At 59.9% G+C, this 24161-nt stretch carries 15 protein-coding genes and 2 tRNA genes; 6 read left to right on the top strand and 11 right to left on the bottom strand.

Going from position 1 to position 24161, the window contains the following annotated elements; all coding sequences use genetic code 11:
- Positions 1-226: 226 nt before the first annotated feature.
- From Q0G18_RS04905 to Q0G18_RS04890, 4 genes are all read right to left on the bottom strand, one after another.
- Positions 227-589 carry a guanylate cyclase gene (locus tag Q0G18_RS04905; RefSeq protein ID WP_297150152.1) on the bottom strand — a complete coding sequence of 121 codons (363 nt, stop codon included), beginning with the start codon at positions 587-589 and terminating at the stop codon, positions 227-229.
- 8 nt (positions 590-597) lie between these two features.
- A complete protein-coding gene (locus Q0G18_RS04900; protein WP_297150149.1) occupies positions 598-1845 on the bottom strand; it encodes a 4-(cytidine 5'-diphospho)-2-C-methyl-D-erythritol kinase in 1248 nt (415 codons plus the stop codon).
- Entirely contained in the window at positions 1842-2330 is a 489-nt protein-coding gene (locus Q0G18_RS04895) for a nucleoside deaminase (RefSeq protein WP_297150146.1), read from the bottom strand. Before Q0G18_RS04895 ends, Q0G18_RS04900 begins: the two co-directional genes overlap by 4 nt.
- A gap of 204 nt (positions 2331-2534) precedes the next feature.
- Complete coding sequence (locus Q0G18_RS04890; protein WP_297150143.1) at positions 2535-8795, bottom strand: FctA domain-containing protein; 6261 nt, start codon at positions 8793-8795, stop codon at positions 2535-2537.
- A gap of 653 nt (positions 8796-9448) precedes the next feature.
- On the opposite strand from Q0G18_RS04890, the gene Q0G18_RS04885 reads away from it, so the two are divergent.
- Entirely contained in the window at positions 9449-10780 is a 1332-nt protein-coding gene (locus Q0G18_RS04885) for a helix-turn-helix transcriptional regulator (protein WP_297150140.1), read from the top strand.
- Between the two features lie 215 nt (positions 10781-10995).
- Here the strand turns inward: Q0G18_RS04885 and Q0G18_RS04880 are convergent, their stop codons facing one another.
- Positions 10996-12048 carry a branched-chain amino acid aminotransferase gene (locus tag Q0G18_RS04880; protein WP_277013379.1) on the bottom strand — a complete coding sequence of 351 codons (1053 nt, stop codon included), beginning with the start codon at positions 12046-12048 and terminating at the stop codon, positions 10996-10998.
- Positions 12049-12307: 259 nt separating this feature from the next.
- On the opposite strand from Q0G18_RS04880, the gene Q0G18_RS04875 reads away from it, so the two are divergent.
- Positions 12308-12395: transfer RNA gene (locus Q0G18_RS04875), tRNA-Ser, on the top strand.
- Between the two features lie 273 nt (positions 12396-12668).
- On the opposite strand, the gene Q0G18_RS04870 is transcribed toward Q0G18_RS04875, so the two are convergent.
- Both Q0G18_RS04870 and Q0G18_RS04865 read right to left on the bottom strand, forming a co-directional pair.
- The gene (locus Q0G18_RS04870; RefSeq protein WP_158049958.1) at positions 12669-12884 is read right to left on the bottom strand and encodes a hypothetical protein; all 216 of its coding nucleotides are present in this window, start codon (positions 12882-12884) and stop codon (positions 12669-12671) included.
- A 66-nt stretch (positions 12885-12950) separates the two neighbouring features.
- Entirely contained in the window at positions 12951-14294 is a 1344-nt protein-coding gene (locus Q0G18_RS04865) for a citrate/2-methylcitrate synthase (RefSeq protein ID WP_297150136.1), read from the bottom strand.
- Positions 14295-14554: 260 nt separating this feature from the next.
- On the opposite strand from Q0G18_RS04865, the gene Q0G18_RS04860 reads away from it, so the two are divergent.
- The 3 genes from Q0G18_RS04860 (at position 14555) to Q0G18_RS04850 (ending at position 17629) form a co-directional block, all read left to right on the top strand.
- Positions 14555-14631, top strand: a tRNA-Arg gene (locus Q0G18_RS04860).
- Positions 14632-14881: 250 nt separating this feature from the next.
- Positions 14882-16234 carry a CBS domain-containing protein gene (locus Q0G18_RS04855; RefSeq protein ID WP_296059145.1) on the top strand — a complete coding sequence of 451 codons (1353 nt, stop codon included), beginning with the start codon at positions 14882-14884 and terminating at the stop codon, positions 16232-16234.
- Between the two features lie 3 nt (positions 16235-16237).
- Positions 16238-17629, top strand: a complete 1392-nt coding sequence (locus Q0G18_RS04850; RefSeq protein WP_297150133.1) for an Nramp family divalent metal transporter — start codon at positions 16238-16240, stop codon at positions 17627-17629.
- Between the two features lie 249 nt (positions 17630-17878).
- On the opposite strand, the gene Q0G18_RS04845 is transcribed toward Q0G18_RS04850, so the two are convergent.
- On the bottom strand, positions 17879-19549 hold the full coding sequence (locus Q0G18_RS04845; protein ID WP_297150130.1) for a Na+/H+ antiporter NhaC family protein: 1671 nt from the start codon (positions 19547-19549) through the stop codon (positions 17879-17881).
- A gap of 144 nt (positions 19550-19693) precedes the next feature.
- Here Q0G18_RS04845 and Q0G18_RS04840 point away from each other — a divergent pair, with 144 nt between their 5' ends.
- Positions 19694-20281: a 5-formyltetrahydrofolate cyclo-ligase gene (locus Q0G18_RS04840; protein WP_297150127.1), complete on the top strand. Its 588-nt coding sequence runs from the start codon at positions 19694-19696 to the stop codon at positions 20279-20281.
- Between the two features lie 108 nt (positions 20282-20389).
- Here Q0G18_RS04840 and Q0G18_RS04835 read toward each other — a convergent pair whose 3' ends face one another.
- The 3 genes from Q0G18_RS04835 to Q0G18_RS04825 form a co-directional block, all read right to left on the bottom strand.
- Entirely contained in the window at positions 20390-21964 is a 1575-nt protein-coding gene (locus tag Q0G18_RS04835; protein ID WP_297150124.1) for a sodium:solute symporter, read from the bottom strand.
- Between the two features lie 375 nt (positions 21965-22339).
- Positions 22340-22918: a DUF2798 domain-containing protein gene (locus tag Q0G18_RS04830; protein WP_297150121.1), complete on the bottom strand. Its 579-nt coding sequence runs from the start codon at positions 22916-22918 to the stop codon at positions 22340-22342.
- 208 nt (positions 22919-23126) lie between these two features.
- A partial coding sequence (locus Q0G18_RS04825; RefSeq protein ID WP_297150118.1) for a phenylacetate--CoA ligase family protein occupies positions 23127-24161 on the bottom strand: 1035 nt, incomplete at its 5' end.

The raw sequence follows: 24161 nt of genomic DNA, 5'->3' as shown, positions 1-24161 counted from the left end.
GAGGCCGAAGGTGCTCGCCTGCTAAGTGAGTATGCCCCAAAAGGGCATCTAGGGTTCGAATCCCTACTTCTCCGCCACGATTTGCACAGCCCCCGCAACCGCGGGGGCTTTTTTAGCTGGAAAGCGAATCAGCGAGAGAGAATTCACATAAGAAGAGCCCAGAAAGCTCCGCGCGGAAAACGCAAGCGGGACAGCGCCCACGGACGGCGCGAACAGCACGAGCGGTCTATTTCCTGAATCTCCACCACTTGAAGCCGGAGGCCTTCTCGGGCTTCTTACGGTAATTCGGGTTGTGCTTGATGAACGAGCGTCGGCATAAAAGCGTCACGGCAAGACCGATGAGCGTCGTCGCCAGGAAGCTTGCTGTGAGCTCGAGAACGTCAATGTTCCCCTCGAACAGCGCATACAGCGACGCCAGCGCAAAAAACGCGGAGAGTATGCTCATCAGGAACGTGAACAGCTTGAGGAGAATCTCTTTCGCCTTCGTCGGGGAATACAAAAACATCGCGACCACATACACCACGCCCGCTACGAGCGCAAGCACGATGACCAGCGGAACGATTCGCGAAAGTCGGGCTAACAGGGGCATAGGCGCGCCTAACTCTGATCGGGCACGACGGCCGCCTTAAGCGAGCCGAACATGGTCGTTCTCGCCCACCAGCCGCGCGATTGAGCCGCCGCGGCAACCGAGCACGCCACGTTGAAATCGCGGCACACGGCGAAGGTCGTCGACCCGCTGCCGCAAAGAAGCGACGCCTCGACCCCCGCTTGGCGATGCAGCCAAGCGCGAACGTCGGCAAGCTCGGGAAGCACGCTTTCGGCTGCAGGCGACAAGTTGTTCACCAGGGGAACGTCGCACGCTGTCTGCGCCGCCTCGGCAGCGGCAGCCGCATCCTTGTCGACCTTTTGGGGGTTCCCATCGAAGGTGCGGTACGCCTCAGCGGTCGACACGCCCAAATCGGGCTTGACCAGCACAAGCGGCTTTTTCATCACTTCGAGCTCATGGTCGAACAGCTCGCCCGTGCCGGTGAAACACGCGCAACCTCCATGGAGGAAGAACGCCACGTCGCTGCCAAGCTCGTGCGCAGCCTCCTCGATCAGAGGGTCGTCCTCGGGGATGCCCCACAAGCGAGCTGCGCCGACAAGCGCCGCCGCCGCGTCGGAAGAGCCGCCGCCCAAACCGCCCTCGTGCGGGATGTTCTTCTCGATGCGAATGTTAATCGCGTCGTCGTAAGAGATATCTGCCTTACGAGCGAGCAGGTCAATCGCCTTGAACACGATGTTGTTGCGCACAGAAACGTTGAGGGGTGCCACTCCCCCGCGCGCATCGCAGCTGACCGAAATGAGAATATTATCCGCAGGGCCAGCGCTCGCCGTGTTCGTTGGCGCGCCTTCTTCGGCGGATTCAAGCGCCGCGCGCGCGGCAACGATGTCGGAACGCTTCATGTACAGAATATCGTGAAGCGCCACGGCATGAAGGACGGTCGACACGTCGTGGTATCCATTATCGCGGCGATCGCCGATGCTCAGAAACAGGTTCACCTTCGCCGGCGCCACAAGCTTAAGCCCTGCGCCCTCGATCTGCGCCGTGCGCGCAATGGAGATCATATCGACCGGGACCTCAAGCGAGGCACGCTGACGACTCATGCATTCTCCCTGCTCAAGGGCGAACGTTTCACGTGAAACGTTCTCGGCGGAGGCCTCGGCGCGCACATCGGCAGCTGAGCCACCCGCAACAGCCGCATCGGCGGGCGCATCGGCGGCCGTCACCCCAGTGCCGGTCTCCCCAGGCATGCCGCCCTCAGTCACAGCAGCTTCTTCATTGCAAACGATTTCGTCAGTCATTTCTTCCTCTTGTTCGCGAAAAAATCCTTTAGGAGCGCCGAGCACTCGTCGGCAAGAACCCCAGGCGTCACCTCGAACGTGTGGTTCAAACGCTCGTCGGCATTGACCTGGTAGAGCGTTCCTACAGCCCCAGCCTTCGGGTCGGAAGCTCCGAAAACGCAGCGGGCAATGCGCGACTGGTGCATCAGCCCCGCGCACATGATGCAGGGCTCGAGCGTCACGTACACCGTGCAGTCCGAAAGGCGCCAAGCATCGAGCACGCGCGCCGCTTCCTGCATGGCAAGAAACTCTGCATGGCCTGCGGGGTTCTTCGTCGTCTCCCGCAAGTTGCACGCTCGGGAAATCACACGCGGCTCAGCCAAGGGGCGCCTCGTCCCTCGGTCTATCGGCTCGTAGACCACCACGGCGCCGATAGGCACCTCGCCAAGCGATTCCGCACGTCGAGCCTCCGCGATGGCAAGCCTCATGTAATCTTCGTCGTTCATGCGCCCATTATAAGGCACAACAAGGCCCCGGCCAAAGGCGTTGCGCACGCGTTACGAGGAAAGGAAAGAACCTGCGCACTGCCTTATAGTCGGGGCCTAGAGGTGCCCCGCGGCCGCACGGGCCTCGATCAAGAGGCCCTACATCACGTGATCAAATCGCGATGCTGGGGTGCTGCGGCCGCATCAGGGCTCATAGTCAATCAGCTACTGCCTCTCATCCCCCTTCTCCCTTTTGCGAAGCGCGCCGAACGCTGCAGCGCCGACAGCACCCGCGGCAAGAATCGTCAGGGCTGCCACACATGCGATGGGCATCGCTGTGTCACCCGTCTTCGCGAAGCGCGCAGGGGGCTTGCCGGGCGTGCCCGGAGTTACTGCAGGAACAGGCTTCGTGTACGTGTTCTTGAACGTCGGAGGCGTTCCGTTAGGCCAGGTCACATTCGCGACCAGGTTGCCCTTGTCGTCATCGGTCACAACAACGGTCACCTTGTACGAGCGGCCGTCGTAGGTGATGCCGGTCTGCCCGTCGTTCATCTCGACCAGCGTGAAGTCGTACGTTCCGACCTTGTCGAAGTCGATCGCGGGGAACTCGATGCGGCCGTCGGCGGCGTTCTTCGCCTCGTACGTGCGACCGTCGGCACCCGTCAGCTTGAAGGTGAACTCGCCCGCCGCGAGCGTACGACCCTCGAGGGTCTTCGTCGCGCCGATGATCACCGTCGTACCCTTGGCCTTATAGGCGTTCTTGAAGACCGCCCCATCGGTGCTATCGATGGCAAAGTCAACCCTCAGCTCGTTGTCGATCTCCACAACATCGGCCGTGACCTGGTACGTCGTCGCGTCATAGGTGACACCGGCAGCTGTGGTTCCCGCACCGATCTCGCGCATCGTGTAGATGTGCGTGCCCGCCTCGGTGAACTCGATGTCCGAGAACACCACGTTCCCGTCAGCATCGTTCGTACCCGTGGAGACGACCTTGCCGTTCTCGAGCAGCTCGAAGGAGAACTCGCCCGCGACGAGCGCTCGACCCTCAAGGATCTTCTTCGCCACAGGAGCCGCGAAGATCGGGTCAGGATCTGGGATGATCGGCGGCGTGTAGGTGTACGTATTGGTGAAGGTGCGCAGCGGCGTGCCCTTCACGTAATCCTGCACGTTGGTCACATTCGCCGTGACGTTGCCAGCGTTGTCCCTGGTCACCGTAACCTCGAAGGTGAAAGCGGGGTTCGGGTCGTTCGTCACGTCAGCGTGTCCGCCCGCCTTCTCGGTGATGGTGTAGTGGAACACGAGCGTGTTGGCGTCAGCAGGCGGATTGTCGGTCGTCGGGCCATCGCCCGCAGGCTTTGCCGCAGGAACCGCCGCGCCGTCACCAGCAGGAGCAGCCCCTGCGTCGGCAGGTGCGCCTCCCTCGCCCTTGTCAGCATCGCCCAAATCGGGTGCCAACGCGCCAGCCTCAGGTGCCGCCGCAGCGTCTGCCGCAGGGACGTCGCTCGCTACCGCCTTGTCAGCCGCGTTCGACTCGCTCGCAGCGGACTTAGCAGCAGCAGAAGCGCTGTTGATCACGATAGGACCGTTGTCGAACAGGCTCGCGTCGAACGTGATTACGCCGAAGTCGACCGACCCGTCGGCACCATTGTGCGTCGTCGTCGCCACAGGCATCGGAGCATTCGCCTCAGCAGCGGTCAACGTGAAGGTGAACAGCCCCGTCATATCCGGCATTTCGACCGCGGAGTTGTTGACGAAGCGCTTGAACGCGTTCACGGGAATCTGATTGTCGTCATACTCGAAGCCGGCGACATTCGTGAACTCGCGCGTGTTGGGCGTGGTCGTGAGCTGGGCGGTCGCCACAAGCTTGTCCGTATGGACGCCGTTTTCGTCAAGGTCGGTTACCGTCACCGTAAACTCGGCAACGTTGCTCGAGTACTTAATGCCACCGATAATGTGCCCAGCGTTCGTCTCGGTTACGCGGTACTTATAAACTCCAACCTGGTTATAAGTGATGTCCCCGAACGAAATCGGGGCATGGCCCGTAGCGGGGTCAACCATGTCGGCGCCGACCGTCACGATGGTATCGCCTGGCAGCGGAGCACCCATGGTCAGCGGCTCGAGCAGGAAGCTGAACGCGTCATTGGCTTCCCAATCGCGCCCCTCGAGCACCTTGCACAGCCCGAATCCCGCTTGGGTATCGAACGTCGCAGGGTCAGCTGCATAAGCATTCGTGAAAGAAACCTTGTTGCCAGCCGCACCATCGACCGTGGTCGTTATCACAAGCGCGCCCGCATTGTCGGAAGCAACGCTGATTGCAACGTTGTGCATCGTCTTGTCATACGTCATGCCAGGCGCCCCGATGGAAGGCACGTTCTCGAACACGTCGAAGGTGAACATCTTACCCGCGTCGTCCTGCGTGAAGTGCAGGTCGGTAAGCAGGGTCGCCTCGTACGCGACGCCCGCAGCACGGGGCTCGGAATTCACAAACGTGCGCGTGCCGTCGCCGCCGAGCAGCGCCGCAGCAGCGTCATTGGTGCCAGCGATGTGGAAGGTGAATTCGCCCTGGTCCATATCGCGACCGTTGAGCGTCTTGCTCAGGACGAGCCCGGCGTAGTCGCCTTCCGCCGTATAACGGTTGGTGAAGTCGAGCGAGTTCTCGACCGTCCGCGTTGCCGCAAGCACGCCGTCGTTGTCGGTCACCGTCACCACGATTGTGGCGGTATGGCGATCGAACGCCATGCCCTGCGTACCATCAGCGGGAATCCGCTGGCTGTTCCACGAATTCTCGCGCACCATGAAGGTGTACGTACCCGGCTTGGCAAACGTCGCATCGCTGAAGGAGAAGTCGACCGCCTGGCCGTTCGTTCCTCGCAGCGCAACCGCGTCGGTGCTCGTCAGACGGACAGCGCCGTTCGCGATGGCAGACTGCGTCGCGTCATCGCCAGGGAGCAGCACGAACCCGAAGGTCTCGTTCGGGAGCATGTCGCGCCCAGTGAGGGTCTTGGTGCCCGCCGCGAAGTCCTCGGCGGGAACGCTCACGGATTCAGGCGTATAGGAATTGCGGAAGGTTGCGAACGGTTCGGCCGGAGAGCCTTGCGCCGCATCGGCAAGCTGGTAGCTCGCCGTCCAAACCACGACCTGCTCGTTGTCGATTACCTCGCTCGCAATGTCTACCCTGACGACCCACGTGGACTCATCATAGGTCATGCCAGTCTGAAGCAGGGACGCGTCAGCGTCGGCAACGTTTATCCAGTTGCCAGCACCATCCGGTACCAACTCAGTGATGCGATACTCGAACGACTCACCGATCATGTCGCCCGTGAAGACGATGTCCCCGAACGTCACGCTGCCGTCGGCGTTAACTTCGCCGATTGGGTTTGCGGGCATCGGGGCCCAATCCACGACTGGCTCGATGCGGAAGTTGAACATACCGCGCGCAAGGGGATTCGCACCCGAGTTGTCGGTATATTCCTTCTTCACCGAGGGATTCCACTTCGCTTCCCTCGCGGCGAACTCGTTGGTGAACGTTGCGGCGTCGACGCCGTCATCGGACTGGACGCTTGCGCCGTCGTCGGCGTTGATCTGCACCATGACGCTTGACACATTCAGTATGCCCTGATGGATGGCATTGTCGCCCTGCTCCGCAAGCTCTTCGGTCACCGTGACGACCACGCGATAGCGCGCCTGCGACAAGGACATGCCAGCTCCGGCGCCTACGGTCTGATCCTCACTGATTTCGTAAACGTACGTACCGGGCTTCGTGTACGTGATGTTGCCGAACGTGCCAGCCGCATAACCGCCGTCAACCAGGTCCTGCTTGGTGAGGACGATCGAATTCACAGGCTCGCCATTCTCGTCGAGCGGCATCGGAGCGTTGTCGGTCGTGGGGGTAAGGATGAAACGGAAGGCGTCGTTGTCGGTCCAGCTACGACCGGTCAGCACCTTCTTGACGGCAAGGGCATCGTCGTTATCGAGCGTGCCGCTCGGACGATAGGCGTTCGCGAATTCAGCCTTCGCCTGCGCACCAGCAGCGATCGTTCCCGTCGCAGCTTGCGGGTCGTTGTTCTCCGCAGGAGCTATCTGGTCGAAACCAGTCGTAGGCTGCTCGCTGACGAGGTATTCCCAGCCCGCGCTCAAACCGCGGATGATGAGCGTCTCGCCGTCCTTGAGCGAGTGCGTCGCCTTTCCGTTGTTGTCGAACGCGATAGTGAACGCATCGCCCACCGGCTCGTTGTTCGCATCGCGGACCTCAGCGGGGAATTCCTGTCCCTCCGCCTTGTCAATCTCAATGGTGAAGGTGAACGTGTCGTTGGCAAAATCGGCACGATCGTAGCCCTCGGGGACGACCAGCGACTTGGAGATAGCCAGCGTGCCCGGCTTCTCGATGATGAGCTTTCCGTTATTGCCCAGATGGCAGGCGATATTGCTCCCCGACCACACGGGATTGAGAACCGTCGTCGCCGTCGCTGTCGGATTGTCGCCCTTGACCGTTCGCAGCTCGTTGATATAGGTGAAGCGCGGAGTACCCGCCTTGAACACCGCGTTGCCGGAAGCGTCAGTGCCGATATAGCCAAGCCACGACTCGGGAATATTGCCCGAGAACTGGATGGTGCCCGACCGCAATGTGGCTTTCCCATTGTCGATCTCGTACCAGCTGCGCTTGTAGTAGTAGGTGCCATCTGCGCTCAGCGCGCCCTTAGCAGGCACCGTGCACGCCTCATCCGTGTAGATCGGCGTTTCCTCGGTCATGTAGTAATAGCTGTTGGCCTTCGCAGGGGTGAACGTCGCCGTAACGTCGCCGTCCTCGCCGCCGCTCCACTTGTTCGCGTGGAACGCCACACCGTCGCCGGTCGTGTTTGCCTCGATGTAGGCGGCAAGCGTCGCATCGGGGTTGCCCAACGCGCTTCCCACGTCTTCCTTCACACTCGACTCGAAGAATACGCGAATGGGGAACGTCATGTCGACATGGCCCGTTCCAGCCGATTCGTCAACCTGGAAATGACGCAGCGGGATAAGCGCTGCCGGAATCTTCACTTCGACGAGGTCGCCCGTCGCCAGATTATCCGACTTGGTCACCGTGATGACGATCGAATTCAGGTTACCCGAAGGATAGAGCACGTTGCCCGCTTCGCCCGAGAACGTGTACGTGTCGACTTTTCCGCTCGTCGATTTCACCGGATTTTGGAACAGCTGTTTCGCAAACACGATTGTCGTGAACGAATCGACCTTCATGTAGTCGCCGAGTTGGTCGGTGAAGGTGATGTACCCCGAAGTCGAGGGGTCATAGCCCTGCTGCACTTCGGTGGGAAGGCCCGTCGAGCTTGTGATCTCCTGGGAAATCTCGTCGAAGAGGGTCTTCAGGTCGGCCGCGTTCGAAGCCGCTTTGTAGAAATCGGAATCGGCAGCACGCGCTCCGAAGTTCCAGACCCATCGGCCGGACTCCCAAGGCCATTGGCCATTCTGCCATGAATAGCTTGCCGTAGGATAGTTGCTCGAAACGGCATGCATGAATTTGTTTTCGTCACTGGTTCCGCTGTTCGCGGGATCGGCCACGGGATTCGCACCGCTGAAGATGCCGACGGAGTAAACGGTCGCCCCCGCGTCCTTCATCGACTTCGCAGCGGAGACGGCATCGCCCGCCACTCCGTCTTCGAAACCGCTGCTGCTCGTTGGCGAACCGTCGGTGAAGAACACCACTACCTTCTTGGCGTTCTCGCGACCCGACGTCTGATCAGCCGCAAGCTGCAACCCATAGTCGGCCCGCGTCGAACCGGCGGGGCTGATGGCATTGACAGTCGACTTCAACTCGTCCGCCGACGAGCCGACGCACGAGGTCAGGTTCTTCATCACCTGGCTGAAGTTGTAGGTGTAACCGCCCTTGCGATAGGTACCATTACCAACCTGATTGCTTTTATCCCCCGAGAACTTCACGAGCGAAACCTGATGCTGCTGGGCGGGGTCGCTTATGTTCGCGTTCTGCTTCGCGATCTCGTCGATGAACGAGTTCGCCGCAACCTTGAGCGCGTCGATCCTCTTCGTGCTGTCGCCATTGCCCATAGGATCGTCCATCGAGCCCGAAGCGTCGAGCACCAGCACGATATCGAGCGGCTGCGCGATCTTCGACTTCAAGTTCGATGTGGACGAAAGCGCCGAGAACGCCGTGAGGAAGTCCGCCTCGGGGCTCTTCGCGATCGTCATCGTCCCGTCCGCCCCCGTCAGGACGACGTCCTCAGTCGACACCGTCTTATCAGTCCAGATGCGGCCGACGCTCTGGGTCGAGTAGTCCAGACCCCAGTCCCTCCACGAGCTTGCCGTGTTGGGGTCGGCCACTGTGTCCTTATCACCTGCGGCATAGGGCGTGGTTCCTGCGCCCGACGCGCCCGATTCCGCAGAAGCGCCTTCATCGGCGAACGAAAGTGTCGGCATGCCGACAGTCAGCGCGAGAAGCGCTGAAAGTAAGATGTTACGAATCTTGGTGCGTTTCATGATGAAACCTCCGTCCCACTTGCCTCGGGGTCTTCATGTGCTCGATACTGTCTCGCGCCAGAAACGGCACCCTTCCTATTCCCGTCTCCATTCATTTCTCCTCTCCTCGTATACGCGCATCGACTTGCGCACTACTACCCTCCATCATGAGGGGAAGCGAGCGAGAGGGTAACGTTCGTAGATGCGCAAGGGGGGTTTCGTATATACGAAACCCCCCTTGTGAGTTTTACCCGTCTATTCGCATCGACGGTCCGCATTTTCGAAAAGGAATAGGACGCGAAGCATCCCAATTTGCGGCGATTTCGGCGACTCGGCCAAAATGTCCCCCTTGAAAGGGTCGTTCACGATATCGCAATCACCTACCCCATTTTCAACCTGTATAATGACGGTCAGAGGAAAACTGTTCAATCAAGAATCGGAAAAGACTTTTTATGAACGCCATTGCGAAAAATACCTTTGTCGCGATGGTTTCGCTCGCGCTTTTCTACTTCATTTTTCTCGAGAGCAATTCGTTTTACCTCTCGAGCATGTCGTCCTTTTCGCTTGAGCCTGGGTTCGTTACAACAATTGTCCCGATAATGGGCCTCAATGCCTTGGGATTCCTCTGCTATCCGCTCTACAGCTTGAAGCTTTCTCGAAGAAAACGGCGGGGAGTGGCTCTCGTTTTCGCCATCCTCTGGGTTGCAAGCCTCATCGTTGCAGCGACGGTCTCCTCGCCTATCGCGATTGTCGGGGCTGGTTACCTCTCGTTTTTCATTATGGGCGTCCTCGGCGGCGGTGCTTATTTTGGCGTGGCGATGATGCTTGCGCGAAGCGATCGCCTGACCACGTGCGTCGCGCTCGCTCATGCCGCAGGGATTCTCCTTCATCTGATTTGCTTCCACATTCCACTGGGAAGAGCGGGCGACGCCGCCTTTTTAGGCCTTGGTATCATCGCCTTCTCGCTCGTGGCGCTCTTCGGCTGGCCGTCGCTTCAAGTACCCTGCGAGGGGGCAGCGGTGGACCGCATGGGCAATCCGATATATCCTCGCAAGATTCTCGACCTTCAGGGATTCGCCGCTTCGCCCAGCCTTCAAGAGCCACGGCGCTTCGCCCTCCAACTTGTCGCGCTGACCATTCTGCTCGCGGTGCTGTTTAACGTCCTTAACAGCGTAACTTCACTCGGAACCCCCTGGGTCAATCAATACGCCGAAGCCTGGCCCCGGCTTGTCGTCGCAGTCTGCGGGGTCGCAGCAGGCATATTCTTTGACCTCGATCGTCGCCGCCATATGGGAACGGCGGTCCTCTGCGTCGCTTTCCTTGCAACAGCCGCGGCGCTTGCCGCAGGGTCGGGCTTGAATATCACCGTCTGCCGCGTTGTGTTCTACGCAGGATCGGGGATCTTCGCTGTTTTCTACTTATCACTGTTCATCTGGCTCGCGGCCTATATGCGAGTTCCCCAACTTTGGGCGGGAATGGGGAAGGTTATCAGCAACGTTGTCGCGCTGGTCGTCACGATTCCTTCGGCCGCCCTCGCGCAAGCCAATGACCAGGCGCTCACTTCGCTCGCCTTTGTGCTGTTCGCGGCTGTTCTCATCTTGATGACGCGCGCAGGGATGCTCGCCCCCGACTATGAAGAGCGCATCTCATCGTATTCCGAAAAGTCGGCAGGCTCCGAAGAAACGCCCGATCATGAGAGCGCGGTTGATACCGACCAAGAACCCCCCGAGATGGCTCCTCCTCGAAGCCCCGAGGAGACTCTTGCGGCATTTTGCGAGTCGTATGGACTCACGAAGCGGGAAAGCGACGTTCTCGCTGCAGTGGTCTCGGATGAGCGGCCGCTCAAGCACGTCGCAGCAGAGCTGGGCGTCGGGCTGCGAACCGTTCAACATCATCTCACTTCGCTGTACAAGAAGACGGGCACCCAAACGCGCACCGGCCTGACCGCGCGTTTCATCGAGGAGTCGCAAAACGGCGCGCAAGCAAGGGAGAACCGCGAGGATTAGCCCAGCGAGAAGGCAGAAAGCGCGAGCGCAGAAGATGCCAGCGGCGAATAAACTCGAGCAGCGAAGGCGCCAGCAACAAGTGGCGCGAACGGCGAAGACGAAAGCGGCGCCATCGCGAAAGCAATCCTTCATCAAAAAAGGCCTGACGGCATTACCCATCAGGCCTTTCATTTTACAATCAGTTGAATCCGAAGCGTGTTCGCATCCGTTGCGCGCTAGCCGATCTTGCAGACCCAGCCGTGCTTGTCCTCGAGGGCGCCGTCCTGGATGCCCGTGAGCGTTTCGCGGAGCTTCTTCATCACCGGGCCGATCTCGGTGCAACCAGCAGGGAAGACAACTTCCTGGTCGGCGCCGTTGACCTTGTTGTCGATCTGACCGACTGGGGAGATAACCGCCGCAGTGCCGCACAGGCCGCACTCAACGAACTCGCCACCAGCGACCTCTTCCCAGGTGACATAGCGTTCGTCGACCGTCATGCCCAAATCCTTCGCAACCTGAACAAGGCTGCGACGCGTGATGGAAGGCAGGATGGAGTCGGTGTGCGACTTCGGCACCACGAGCGTACCGTCCTCCTTCACGAACAGCACGTTCGCGCCGCCCGTTTCCTCAACGTAAGTGCGCGACTCGGAGTCGAGATAGAGGTTCTCGGCATAGCCGCCGCGATGCGCCTCCATCGTCGGGCGCAGCGACATAGCATAGTTCAAGCCCGCCTTGATGTTGCCCGTGCCATGCGGTGCGGCGCGGTCGTACTCGGAGACGCGCAGCTTGATCGGCTTCAAGCCGCCTTTGAAGTACGGGCCGACCGGCGTAACCAGGATGCGGAAGGTGTACTCGGGAGCGGGGGCAACGCCGATGACCTCGCCCGAACCGATCATGAACGGACGCACGTAGAGCGTAGCACCCGAACCAAACGGCGGCACCCAGGCGGCGTTCGCGCTCACAACGGCCTTCACGGCCTCGATGAACTTGTCCTTCGGGAAGCCAGGCATCTCGAGACGCTCGGCGGAGGCGAACATACGCTCGGCGTTCATGTCGGGGCGGAAGCAGACGATCGAGCCATCCTCGGTGGTGTAGGCCTTCAGACCCTCGAAGACCTCCTGGCAATAGTGGAAAATGCCCGCGCACTCGGAAAGGTGCAGGTCGTGATCGGTGGTCAGGCCGCCCTCATCCCATTCACCATCTTTCCAATGCGCTTCAAAGCTGTAGTCGGTCTTATGGTAGCCGAAATCGAGGCTGCCCCAGTCCAGGTCTTTTTTCTCGACGGTCATCGTTTGCTCCTCATAAATACTGGCGCGAATTCATATACGCATCTTGCACGATACAACGAACTTTAGCCGCGTAAAGCAAAATTTGCCGAACGGACATATTGAACTGCTATGAATAGGGAGCTTGCGCTTGGACAGGGGTTGGAACGAGCGCGACGGGCGCAAGACGAGGCACCGTCGGGACGCGCGCACAAAGGAGACTTGGAGAATTCCGACAGATGGCGCCGCGTCAATCAAGCACCTGATATAATCTGGTCTCACTGGAGGAATGGCCGAGTGGTTGAAGGCGGCAGTCTTGAAAACTGTTGAGCCGCAAGGTTCCGTGGGTTCAAATCCTACTTCCTCCGCCAGGTCAATACACGCCCGATACCCTCGGGCGTTTTTCATTTCCGGGAGAAGGATTTGAACCGATGAGGTGGAATTCCGGCCCGCAGGGCAAAAACGCTCCAGCGAAGCGTTTTTAGGAATTCGCCCGACCGAGCTTGCGAGGGAGGGGCTGCGGCCTCGGAGCGGACGCGAAATCCTACTTCCTCCGCCAGGTCAACACACGCCCGATGCCCTCGGGCGTTTTTCATGCCGCCAACGCAGATGGGCCCCGCTTGTCGCGAGGCCCATCCGTGAGGCTACATCTCAAAGGGAACGCCATCGCGTTCGCACTGCAGCTTCTTCTTGCGCATTTGGCAGATGGAAACGGCCTTGCCGTTGTAGATGTTCATCTGCTTGTAACCGCAGTTTCCATAGCCGCTGCACGCGCGGCACTTCAGCTGATCGAGCGTGAACCCGTCGAGGTCCTCGTCGGTCATAAGCCGCACATTGCCCTTCGGAAATTTCGGCGGCATGCGCACCTCCTCTCCCTCTTCCAACTCCTCCTGGTAAGGGCATTATAGCGCCCTTACCAACAAAAACTAGCGCTCGGAGATCGGCGTGTACGGACGGCTTCCGCTGCGCGTGCTCTTGTATGCCGGGCGGATGATGCGCTTACCCGCAACGATCTCCTCGAAACGGTGAGCAGCCCAACCCGCCATGCGGGCGCAGGCGAACAGGGGAGTGTACAGGTCTTCGGGAATCCCCATCATGGAGTACACGAAGCCAGAATACATATCGATGTTCGCACACATGTCCTTCTTCGTGCCGCGCTCGCGCAGAATCACCTCGGGCGCCAGGCGCTCGATGCTCTCGAGGAGCCGGTATTCCGCCTCGAATTCCGTTCCCTCGGCGAGATTCTTCGCATACTTCTTGCAAATCACGGCGCGCGGGTCGGAGAGCGTATACACCGCATGTCCCATGCCGTAGACCAGGCCCGACTTGTCATAGGCCTGCTTGTTCACGATCTTCGCCAGGTAATCGGCAACCTCGTCGTCGTCTTCCCAATTCGACACATGCTGCTTTATGTCGGCCTGCATCGCCCTGACCTGGTGGTTCGCGCCGCCATGTTTCTTTCCCTTAAGAGAGCAGATGGCCGCCGCATACACCGAATACGGGTCCGTGTCGGCCGAGGACATGACGCGCGTGGTGAACGTGGAGTTGTTGCCGCCGCCGTGCTCGGCGTGCAGGCACAGCATGACGTCGAGCATGCGCGCCTCTTCCGGCGTGAACTCGCGATTGGGTCGAAGCATCGACAGGATGGTCTCAGCCGTCGACTGGCCGGAGATAAAGCGATGCATGATCATGGAGCCGTTGTGGTAGCGCGCCTGCTGGGCATAATAGGTAAGGACCATCATGCGCGGCACGCGCGACATGAGGGAAATTGCCGTGTTGATCTCGTGCTCGGGAGAGCGATCTTCCGCATTGGGGTCGTAGGCATACAGAAGAAGGATCGAGCGGGCCAGCACGTTCATGATGTCAGGCGGGGTGTCCTTCAGGATCATCGATGCGGTGAAGCCGTCGGGCAGCTCGCGCTGCGCATCGATCGCAGCGATGAAGGTGTCGAGCTGGTCTCGCGTGGGCAGCTCGCCGAGAAGCAGCAGGTAGGCTACCTCTTCGAAGCTGAAACGAGTCGTGGAGCTCTCCTCGCCGAGCAGGTCGGTAATCTCGTAACCGCGCAGGCGCAGCGAGCCCTCGTCAGGCAGCTTGTCACCGTCGGAAAGCAGATAGCCGTGCACGTTCGAGATGTTCGTCATGCCCGCGAGCACGCCGGTGCCGTCGGCATTGCGCAAGCCTCGTTTCACGCGGAACTTCTCGTAATAGGATGGGTCGATGTAATTGATTCTCTCGAACTGCTTATAGAGATCGATACGCTCGTCGTTCATGCGCGTCACCTTTCATTCTCGTTTCACCATGATAACGCCTTGCAACGCCCGACCGCTCAACGCTCCCGGGATTCGGCAAATCTGCGCGAGAATGTAATCTGCGCGCAATAAGAAGAAGAGGGCGCCCCAGAAAATGAGGCGAGGCAAGTGAGGCGAAACGGCCCCACGAGCAGGCAATTCGATTTCGCCCCCATTTTTTTGAAAAAAGTTGTTGACACCTTCCTCATCCACTGGCATAATATCCGTTGCTGTTTAGAAGTGCGCCATTACCTCAGCTGGATAGAGGGACTGACTACGAATCAGTACGCCGGGGGTTCGAATCCCTCATGGCGCACCATTTCAGCTTATTACTCCGCAACGATTGGGTCACCAACACGTGCGGTTTTTTTATTGTTGGAGGAAAGGTCCGTACTTGAAGGTTCGAAAACATAAGCCTCACAGTATGTAACCCTTCGGCTCCCCGCGTCGGCAGTCGAGGGTCGACTGCAATGCGCCAGGCCTGACAAAGATTTTACCTGGGAAAATTCCCCCGAGTGGTACGATTCCAAAGCACGGCCTAACGGCGCATCAGAACGTAAGGGAGCGCCATGCTTTATCTATCCCAAATGCTGGGGAAGCCCGTTGTGGATTCCGCCGGCGAGAAAATCGGCACGATCTCCGACCTCGCAATCTCAACCGGCGAGGTCTTCCCCCGCATCACGAGCCTCGCCTTCCAAGGGCCGGGCAAAGTGCCCTTCATGATTTCCTGGCGAAAGTACGTCGACGAGTTCGACGACGAGGGCATCAAGCTTTCCGTCGATTCGCCCGACATCCGCTTCAGCTACCTGCAGCCCGACGAGGTGCTTCTTGCGCGCGACCTCATGGATCGCCAAATTGTCGACACCCAGGGGCTTAAGGTCGTGCGCGTAAACGACCTCAAGCTCTCGCAGTCGGGCACGCAGCTGCGCCTGCTCGGCGCTGAAGTGGGCATCCGCGGCATCTTGCGAGGCCTTGCGCCCTGGCTCGAGCGCGCCGTCGTCTCCGTCGCGAAAACCTTCCACAAGCAAATCGACGAGCGCATCATCGCCTGGAACTACATGGACCTGCTCGACCGAGACCTCTCGGAAGTGCAGCTTTCCGTCACGCACAAGCGCCTCGACGAGCTGCACCCCGCCGACGTCGCCGACATCTTGGAACAGCTCGATCCGCAGCAGCGCGCGAACGTCTTCAAGCACCTCGACGAGAGCCAGGCAACCGAGGCCATCTCCGAGATGGAAGACGAGTACCAGGCCGACTTCATCGAGGACCTCGACGACGCCAAGGCCGCAAACGTCCTCGGCAACATGGACCCCGACGACGCTGTCGACATCGTCCGCGACCTCTCCTATGAGAAGGCCGAAGCGCTCTTACGCCTGATGGGCGTAGAAGACGCCGCCGAGATTCGCCGCCTTTTGGGGTACAAGGACGGCACCGCGGGCGGTATGATGACCACCCAGTTCGTCGCCGTGCCGGAAACCTTCACCGTTCGCGAGACGATCGAAGTGCTGCGCGAGCTGCCCGAAGAGCACCCGACGGTTCACTACGTCTACGTGCTCGACGAGTACGACAAGCTCGTCGGCGTGCTGTCGCTGCGCACCCTCGTCCTGACCGACGACAGCAAGGTCATGCACGACATCATGTACACCGACCTCATCACCGCCTCGCCCGACGAGACGGAAGACGACGTGGCGGCGGACGTCTTCAAGTACGACCTCCCCGCAATGCCCGTCGTCGACGAGCGCGGCAAGCTTTTGGGCATCGTCACCACCGACGACGCGTGGGATGCCATCGAAGACGACGTGAGCGGCGACAAGACGAAGAAGAGCGTCCTGCTCGGCCTGGGAGCCACCGCAGCGGCTATCCTCTTTTTGGTACTCTACACGCTCGTGCTGTTCCAGATCATCGGTTACTCCTGGAGATAAGCCATGGTGTTTGGAAAGAAGAAAGCAGACGCTGCGAAGAGCGCGGCAAAGACCCTTGCCCCCATCCCCGGCAAGGCCTTTGGCGTCAGCGGCAAGCAGAAGAAGGCGACGGGGGCAGCGCTCCCCGACAAGACGACCGCTTTGGAAACCGACAGCCAGGACGGCAAGAAGAAAAACCGGCTGCTGCTCATCCTTGCAGCGATGGGCCCCGGCATCGTCACCGCCATGGCGGGCAACGACGCGGGCGGCATCTCGACGTATTCCACGGCGGGCGCGAAGTTCGGCTTCACGACGCTGTGGGTCATCCCCATCATGTGCATCCTGCTCATCGTGGTGCAAACGACCGCGAGCCGCATGGGCGCGACCACCGGCAAGGGCTTTGCTGCGCTCATCCGCGAGCGATTCGGCATTCGCCTCGCGGCACTGGCCATGTTCGCCCTGCTCGTTGGCAATGTTGCCACCACGTTCTCCGAGTTCGCCGGCATTGCATCGGGCATGGAGATGTTCGGCGTCTCGAAGTACATCTCCGTTCCGATCGCTGTGGTGACGGTCTGGCTGCTCATCGTCGGCGGCAGTTACAAGCGCGTGCAAAACGTGTTCCTCGCGCTGTCGTTCGTCTTCGTGACCTATATCATCGCGGCAGTGCTCGCCCAGCCCGACTGGAACGACGCCCTCACCTCGACCGTCGTTCCGCAAGTTACAGGCGGCGTGAGCTGGATATCGCTTGTCATCGCGATGATCGGTACGACGATCGCCCCGTGGATGATGTTCTTCACGCAAAGCAACGTCGTCGAGAAGGGCACCACGACCAACGAGCTCTTCGAGCAGAAGATCGACGCCGTATCGGGAACCATCGCCGCCTGTCTCGTCGCCTGGTTCATCATCGTGACCACGGGAGCTGTGCTCTACCCGCAGGGCATCGAGGTCGACAGCGCCGAGGCGGCAGCGCGCGCCCTCGCCCCGTTCGCCGGGCAGTACGCCGAGGCGCTCTTCGCCATCGGCCTGGTCGCAGCCTCGTTCCTTGCAGCCTGCGTTCTGCCTCTCACCACGGCTTTCGTTATCTGCGAGGCGTTCGGCTGGGAAGCAGGCGTGTCGTTCAAGTGGCGCGAGGCGCCCATGTTCAAGAGCATCTTCACGTTCGTTATCATCATCGGCGCCGTGGTCGTGCTTATCCCGAACGTCAACCTCATGGGCATCATGCTCACGGCCCAGTTTGTGAACGGTATCATCCTGCCCGTGCTCCTCGTGTTCATGGCCATCATCGCCTCGGACAAGCACATCATGGGGGCCTTCAAATCGAGCCGCCTCTCGCAGATTCTCATCTGGGTGACGGTCGCCATCGTGACCGTGCTCACCGTCGCGCTCCTCGTGATGCAGGTGCTCGGCATCGAATAGCGCGTGCCGCCCGCAGGAAGCGAATCCCACTAATCGAGAAGGGCTGGCAGCGCAATTGCCATTGCACTGCTATATCATTCAGAAGGATTCTTTTACGATAGGTCTATTCGCGTTTTTTAATATCTTGAAATAGAATTATTCTAAAGAAGCGGTTCTCGAGCGCAAAAAGGCGGCCTCCTCTCGGAAGCCGCCATTCTCACATAGCCCTCGGGACGTGGGTCCCTCAAGCCGCTATTTGCCAATGAGAAGCTATGCCGCCTCGCCCTTCTTCACGCCGAAATTCAGCTTGTGAAGCGTAATCACGGCAACGACGATGATGACCGCGCCGAGCGCGAGCGAGATCCACGGATTGCCCGTGAAACCAGCCACGATGTAGCCGATGAAGCACGTAACCATGACGAGCGTCGCGTAGGGAATCTGCGTGGCAACGTGACGCAGGTGGTTGCATTTTGCGCCCGCAGAGGAGAGGATCGTCGTATCGGATATCGGCGAGATGTGGTCGCCATAGACAGCGCCCGCGAGCGTCGAGCCGACGGCCACAAGGAACAGCGGGTCGTCGGTGGGGAACACACCGATCACGATTGGGAGGATAAGCGCGATCGTGCCCCAGGAGGTGCCCATGGCGAAGCCGATGAACGCCGCCACCAGGAAGATGATCGCAGGCAGAAGGGTAAGCCCCACGCCAAGCCCGTTCAGCACGCCGCTCACGAACTCGCCCGTGCCCAGCATGTGACGGCACAGGCCGCCCAAGCTCCATGCCAGAACGAGGATCATGATCGCACCGACCATCGAGCGCACGCCTTCGGAGATGCCTTCAACAAAACCCTCGAGTGTCGTGAGCTTGCGCGGAAGGAACATTGCAGCCGCGACGACAAGCGCCACGCAAGAGCCGATGCACAGGCCCGTCACCGGGTCCTCGCCGACGGCGGTAGCGAAGTCGACGCCCTCGAAGAAGCCACCCGCGTACATCATGCCCAGAATCGAGAACACGATCAGCACGACGATGGGAACGATCAGGTCGAACACGCGACCGTTCTCGGAGATGTTGAGCCCCTTGTACTCGTCGATGGCGCCCGATGCCGCGTCGTCGATGTCGGCCTCCTCGGTCACGACCGACGGCACACCCGGATGGTCCCCTTCGTACGCTTCCACGTTCTTCTCGGAAAGGCGGGTCGCCGAAACCGCCGCAAGAGCGCTGCCCTCGCGCGGAATGTCGTCGACATCGTGCCCCTGGGCGCAGGCTTCCTCGGCCGCGCGCATCGAGCCGTAATCGAGCTTCGTGATCAGCATGAAGAACACGAAGAAGATCGTGAGCAGCGCGTAGAAGTTATAGGGGATGGACTGCACGAACGTCGAGAAGCCGTCTTCTCCCAGATAGCCGCCCACGGCAACCGCCCAAGAGGAGACCGGCGCGATGATGCACACAGGCGCCGCCGTGGAGTCGATGATCCACGACAGTTTTTCGCGGCTGATGTGGAAGCGATCGGTGATGGGACGCATGACCGCGCCGACCGTCAGGCAGTTGAAGTAGTCGTCCACGAAGATGAGAATGCCGAGAACCGCCGTGAGAACCGACGCAAGGCGCGCGTTCTTCACGTGCTTCGACACCCACTCGGCGTAGGCGCGCGAGCCGCCGGCGATCGCGATGACCACCGTGAGCGCGCCTAATAAGGCAAGGAACAGCAACAGCGCTCCGTTTTCGGCAATCTGCGTCGCCATCATTCGTGGAACCATGGTGAACGCCGCGATGAACTGATCGACGCCAACCCCCGCGAGAGTGAACTGGTAGATCACCATGCCCATAAGTACGCCGATGGTGAGCGACGAGTACACTTCCTTGGTGATGAGCGCGAGCCCGAGCGCCAAAAGCGGCGGCACGATTGACCAAGCGCCCGTACTGATAAGGTCGAAACCTTCCACAGGAACCCCTTCGTTGTGAGCGGATACTTCCCCTGCATAATTGCAGGCCGTTTCAGTATGCCTTGATTTTTCGACGACGCGGCCCACATGTGCGTTTTTTTCGGAGAGTGAAACAAGGTTTGCGGGCACTCTATACTTGCAGGCATGAACACGAAAGCAGAAATCAGGAGCCTCGTCATCGCACGGCGCAACTCCATCCCCGCCGATGAGCGCATCGCTCGCAGCGAGAAAGCGTGCGAAGAACTTGTGCAGTACCTGGGCCGCACGGTTGCGCCCGGGGCTCGCATTGCCGTCTACCATGCGCTGGGAAGCGAGGTAGACGTCTCCTCGTTCGCGAAAAGCGCCCGCTTGCACGGATGGACCTGCGCCTTCCCCGTCATGGTGCGAAACGATAACGACGCCAAGGCCCGCATGACGTTTTGGGATGTCCCCCTCGACGGCACGCGACGCGCCTTCTTCGACAAACCCGCCCGCACCGTTACCCCCGATGACCCCTCGCTTGCCGGCTGCACGCCATGCGACCCGCGAGAAATCGACGCCGTTGTCGTTCCGATGGTCGCCTTCGATGCTGGCAACATGCGCCTCGGTTACGGCGGCGGCAACTACGACCGCTTCCTGCGCGAGCTTCGAAGTGACGCCGTCGTGTGCGGCATCGCCTTTCGGGAACAGGAAGTCGAGGCTGTGCCGACCGAGCCGCACGACCTCGCCTTGCCGAAAATCATCGTCGCCTAAACGCAAGAGGAGACCGCCGAAACGAACGGTCTCCTCTTTCAAAATCAACTTGAAGCGCGAGCCCTTCAACGAGGGCCTTCGCCAGCAAGGCCTTCGCAAACAGAACGACTATTCCGCAGAAGCCGCTTTCGCTTCCCTTTCCTTTTGCAGATGCAGTTCGCGGACATACTCGCGATCGATTGCACCTTCCGCGCTCGGCGGGTTCACATTGAAGGACACCGGCTTGGTGACGAGACTCACCAGCGGCACGATGACAAGCGAGAGAATCATCGCGATGGCGCCGCAGTTGATGGGGCTCGCGATAAGCGGCGTGCCCACGAATCCCAAGATCATGTTGCCGGTCGTGAGGCCCACGCCCACGATGAAGCTTGCCCATACGGCGGCCTTCGACACGCGGCCCCAGTAGAGGCCCCACAGGAAGGGACCAAGGAACGCGCCGGCGAGCGCGCCCCACGAGATGCCCATGAGCTGCGCGATGAACGTAATCGAGGAGTGGTACTGCACAAGTGCGAGCGCCGCCGAGATCACGATGAACACGATGATGAGCACGCGCATCGTTGAGAGCTGACCCTTCTCGCTCATATTCTTCACGACGTTACCCTTGAGCACATCGAGCGTGAGCGTCGAGGAGGACGTGAGCACGAGAGAGGACAAAGTCGACATGGAAGCGGAAAGCACGAGCACGATGACGATGCCGATAAGCAGATCGGGTAGGGTGGAGAGCATCGTGGGGATGATCGAGTCGTAGATAGGCTGCCCGTCCGCGCCCATCTCGACCTGACCGGAGTACAGGCGACCGAACCCGCCCAAGAAGTAGCTGCCGCCCGCGACCACGAAGGCGAACAGCGTCGAGATGATAGCACCCTGCTTCACCGCGGGACCGCTCTTGATGGCGTAGAACTTCTGCACCATCTGGGGAAGTCCCCAGGTGCCAAGGCTCGTAAGAATGCACACGCCCAGAAGGTTCAACGGGTCGGGGCCGAACATGCTCACGAACGGGCCCGCCATGTCGGGCGCCAAATCGGAGGACATCTGCGAAAGCTCGGTAATCGCGGGCATGAAGCCGCCGTTGTTGAACAGGACGGCCACAATGACGGCGATAATGCCGACCAGCATGACGATTCCCTGCAGAAAGTCGTTCATCACCGTGGCCATGTAGCCGCCGACTACGACGTAGATACAGGTCACAACTGCCATGCCGATAACGCACCACTCATAGGGCAGGCCGAACGCCATGCCGAACAGACGCGACAGGCCGTTGTAGACGCTCGCCGTGTAAGGGATGAGGAAGACGAAGATGATGGCAGCGGCGGCAACGCGCAGGGCCTTCGAGTCGTAGCGGAGGCCGAAGAACTCCGGCATCGTAGTCGCGCCCAGGCGATGGGTCATCTCGCGCGTGCGCGGGCCGAGCACCCACCAAGCAAGCAAGCTGCCGAGAACGGCGTTGGCAATACCCGCCCAGAATGCGGCGATGCCGTATTTCCATCCGAACTGGCCGGCGTAACCGACGAAGACCACAGCCGAGAAATAACTTGTGCCAAACGCGAAGGCGCTCATCCAAGGGCCGACGCTTCGACCGCCGAGCACGAAGCCGTCAACGCTTGCCGTCGAACGGCGGCAGTAGATACCCACGCCCACGGCAACGCCGATGAAGATGAGCACCATGCATAGTTTTGCGATCATTGCTGTTTCCTAACGATTCTCAAAGGGTTTCACGTGAAACGTTTTCCCATACCGAGTTTGAACAGGGAAAACACGGAAGGCGCACACGACGCGAGACTTTCCTTGTCAACCTGCGCGCCCATGCGCGCAACGAGCCAGGCCTCGTGTGCTAGAGATATCGATAGGAATAATAGTAGTAGAGGGGTGCAGAAAAGACATCGGTCGCAGCCGATGCAACAGTGTGCGCAATATGTCCCTCACCAAAATTCATGCGGCTACTCTATCACACTATAGCGCTCGGAAAGGCGGGAAAATCGAAATCCTACCTTTTCGAACGAGATTCGTTCGCGAGCGCGCGGTCCCCTCTCTGCCGCGCACGGGGACAGTCACGCAGCATCAGAACTTCTCGCCAAACACCAGACTGTACATCTTCCTTGCTACGGGGCCGACAAGCGCCACATTTGCGGCAAGAGCAGCCGGGAGAGTTGTCACGTACGTGAAAGCCCACAGCGGCAGCAAGTCTTGCGAGATACCGACAGACAGCAGAGATGCAAAGAACGTCATGAAAGGAACCATTGCGTTGACCTTGCAAAACGGGATGATATGCGAGGCGATCCATCCAGTAGGAGATGCTATTTTCCGAACAAGCGGCATCAGCACGCGCTTCGCAATGACATCGCCAATCGTAAGGGAAGCAACAAACGCGATCGGCCAGCGGAGAAGCATTCCGGAGAGGCAGTCGAAAAGGGTGAAGTTGAACCAGGTGTGCAACGCGGTGTTATACAAGCTCATAAGCGTTACCATGCCGCCCGTCATGAACAGCGCAAAAGTGAGCTGCTTGTGAAGCGGCCGTTTTTTCGTGGGGGCTTTTGCAACAGCGACATCACCTGTCGCATTTTTGTCAACATCGGGTGCGGAAACAGGAACAGCGGCGCCAAGGCGCACACTGCTTGAAGGCATGCTCAAGTCAGTCATGTGCGTGAATCTCTCTCTTCAGTTAGTTTGGATTTCGCTAATTAACATACCAAAGAAAATAGTAGATTCGAGCGCTTCACAAAACAGCCGAATTCTGCGCGGCGAATGGGGGAAAGCGCGCTGTAAATGGGAGAACCCTTGCCGCTCGCCGTCGGCGGACGGCAAGGGTCTCCTTCTAGAAAATCGACTTAAGCGGCCAAGTGTAAGCCTAGTAACGGCTGTCGAAGATACGCTTGGTCTTCTTCTCGCTACGCGGCAACTCGCCGATGGGCACACCCTTCGCCTCGGGAGTGCAGCCGATCTTCGCCTTGAAGATTGCCTCAAGCTCGCGCTCGCACCTCTCGCGGTCCTCGCCCGTGAGCGCAGTCTCGAACAGAAGCGTGATGACGTCGCGGCCGTTGATCGCCTCAATCATCATCTGGTATTCGGACGAGGTGCCCTCCGTGAAGTTGATGACTTCCTCGATCTGCGCGGGGAACATGTTGCACCCCTTCACCTTCACCATGTCGTCGGTGCGACCGACGATGGTGTCGATACGCGGGTGATGACTGCCGTACTCGCAGGTGCAGGCGCCGGGGATGATGCGTGAAAGGTCGTGCGTACGGTAGCGGATGAGCGGCGCGCCCTGCTTGCGCAGCGTGGTGAGCACGATTTCTCCCACCTCGCCGTCGGGCAGCACTTCACCCGTCTTCGGGTCGACGATCTCCACGTACACGAAGTCTTCCCAAACATGCATACCGTGATGAGCCTCGCAGGAGATGCCGATGCCCGGGCCGTAAATCTCGGTCAGACCGTAGATGTCGAAGATTTCGATGCCCAGCTCGTTCGCGATGCGGTGGCGCATCTTCTCACCCCAGCGCTCTGAGCCGATAACGCCCTTCTTCAGGTCGAGCTTGTCACGCAGGCCGCGCTTGGAGATTTCCTCGGCGAGCAGAAGCGCGTAGCTCGACGTGCCGGTGATGACCGTGGAATGCAAGTCCTGCATCATCTTGAGCTGCTTCTCGGTGTTGCCGGGACCCATCGGGATCGCCATGGCGCCCAAGCGCTCGCAGCCAAGCTGGAAGCCGATGCCCGCGGTCCACAGGCCGTAGCCTGGGGTAATCTGGATGCGGTCGAGATTGGTGATGCCCGCAGTTCGGTAGCAGCGCTCAAACTGGATCGCCCAATCGGTCACGTCCTGGGCGGTGTAGGGGATGATGACCGGCGTGCCCGTCGTGCCCGAAGAGCTGTGGATGCGCACGAC

This window comes from uncultured Ellagibacter sp., assembly GCF_934636505.1.
Taxonomy (GTDB): Bacteria; Actinomycetota; Coriobacteriia; order Coriobacteriales; family Eggerthellaceae; genus Ellagibacter.
Note: the sequence above shows the minus strand (reverse complement) of the source record. Positions and strands in the feature narration are given on the sequence as shown.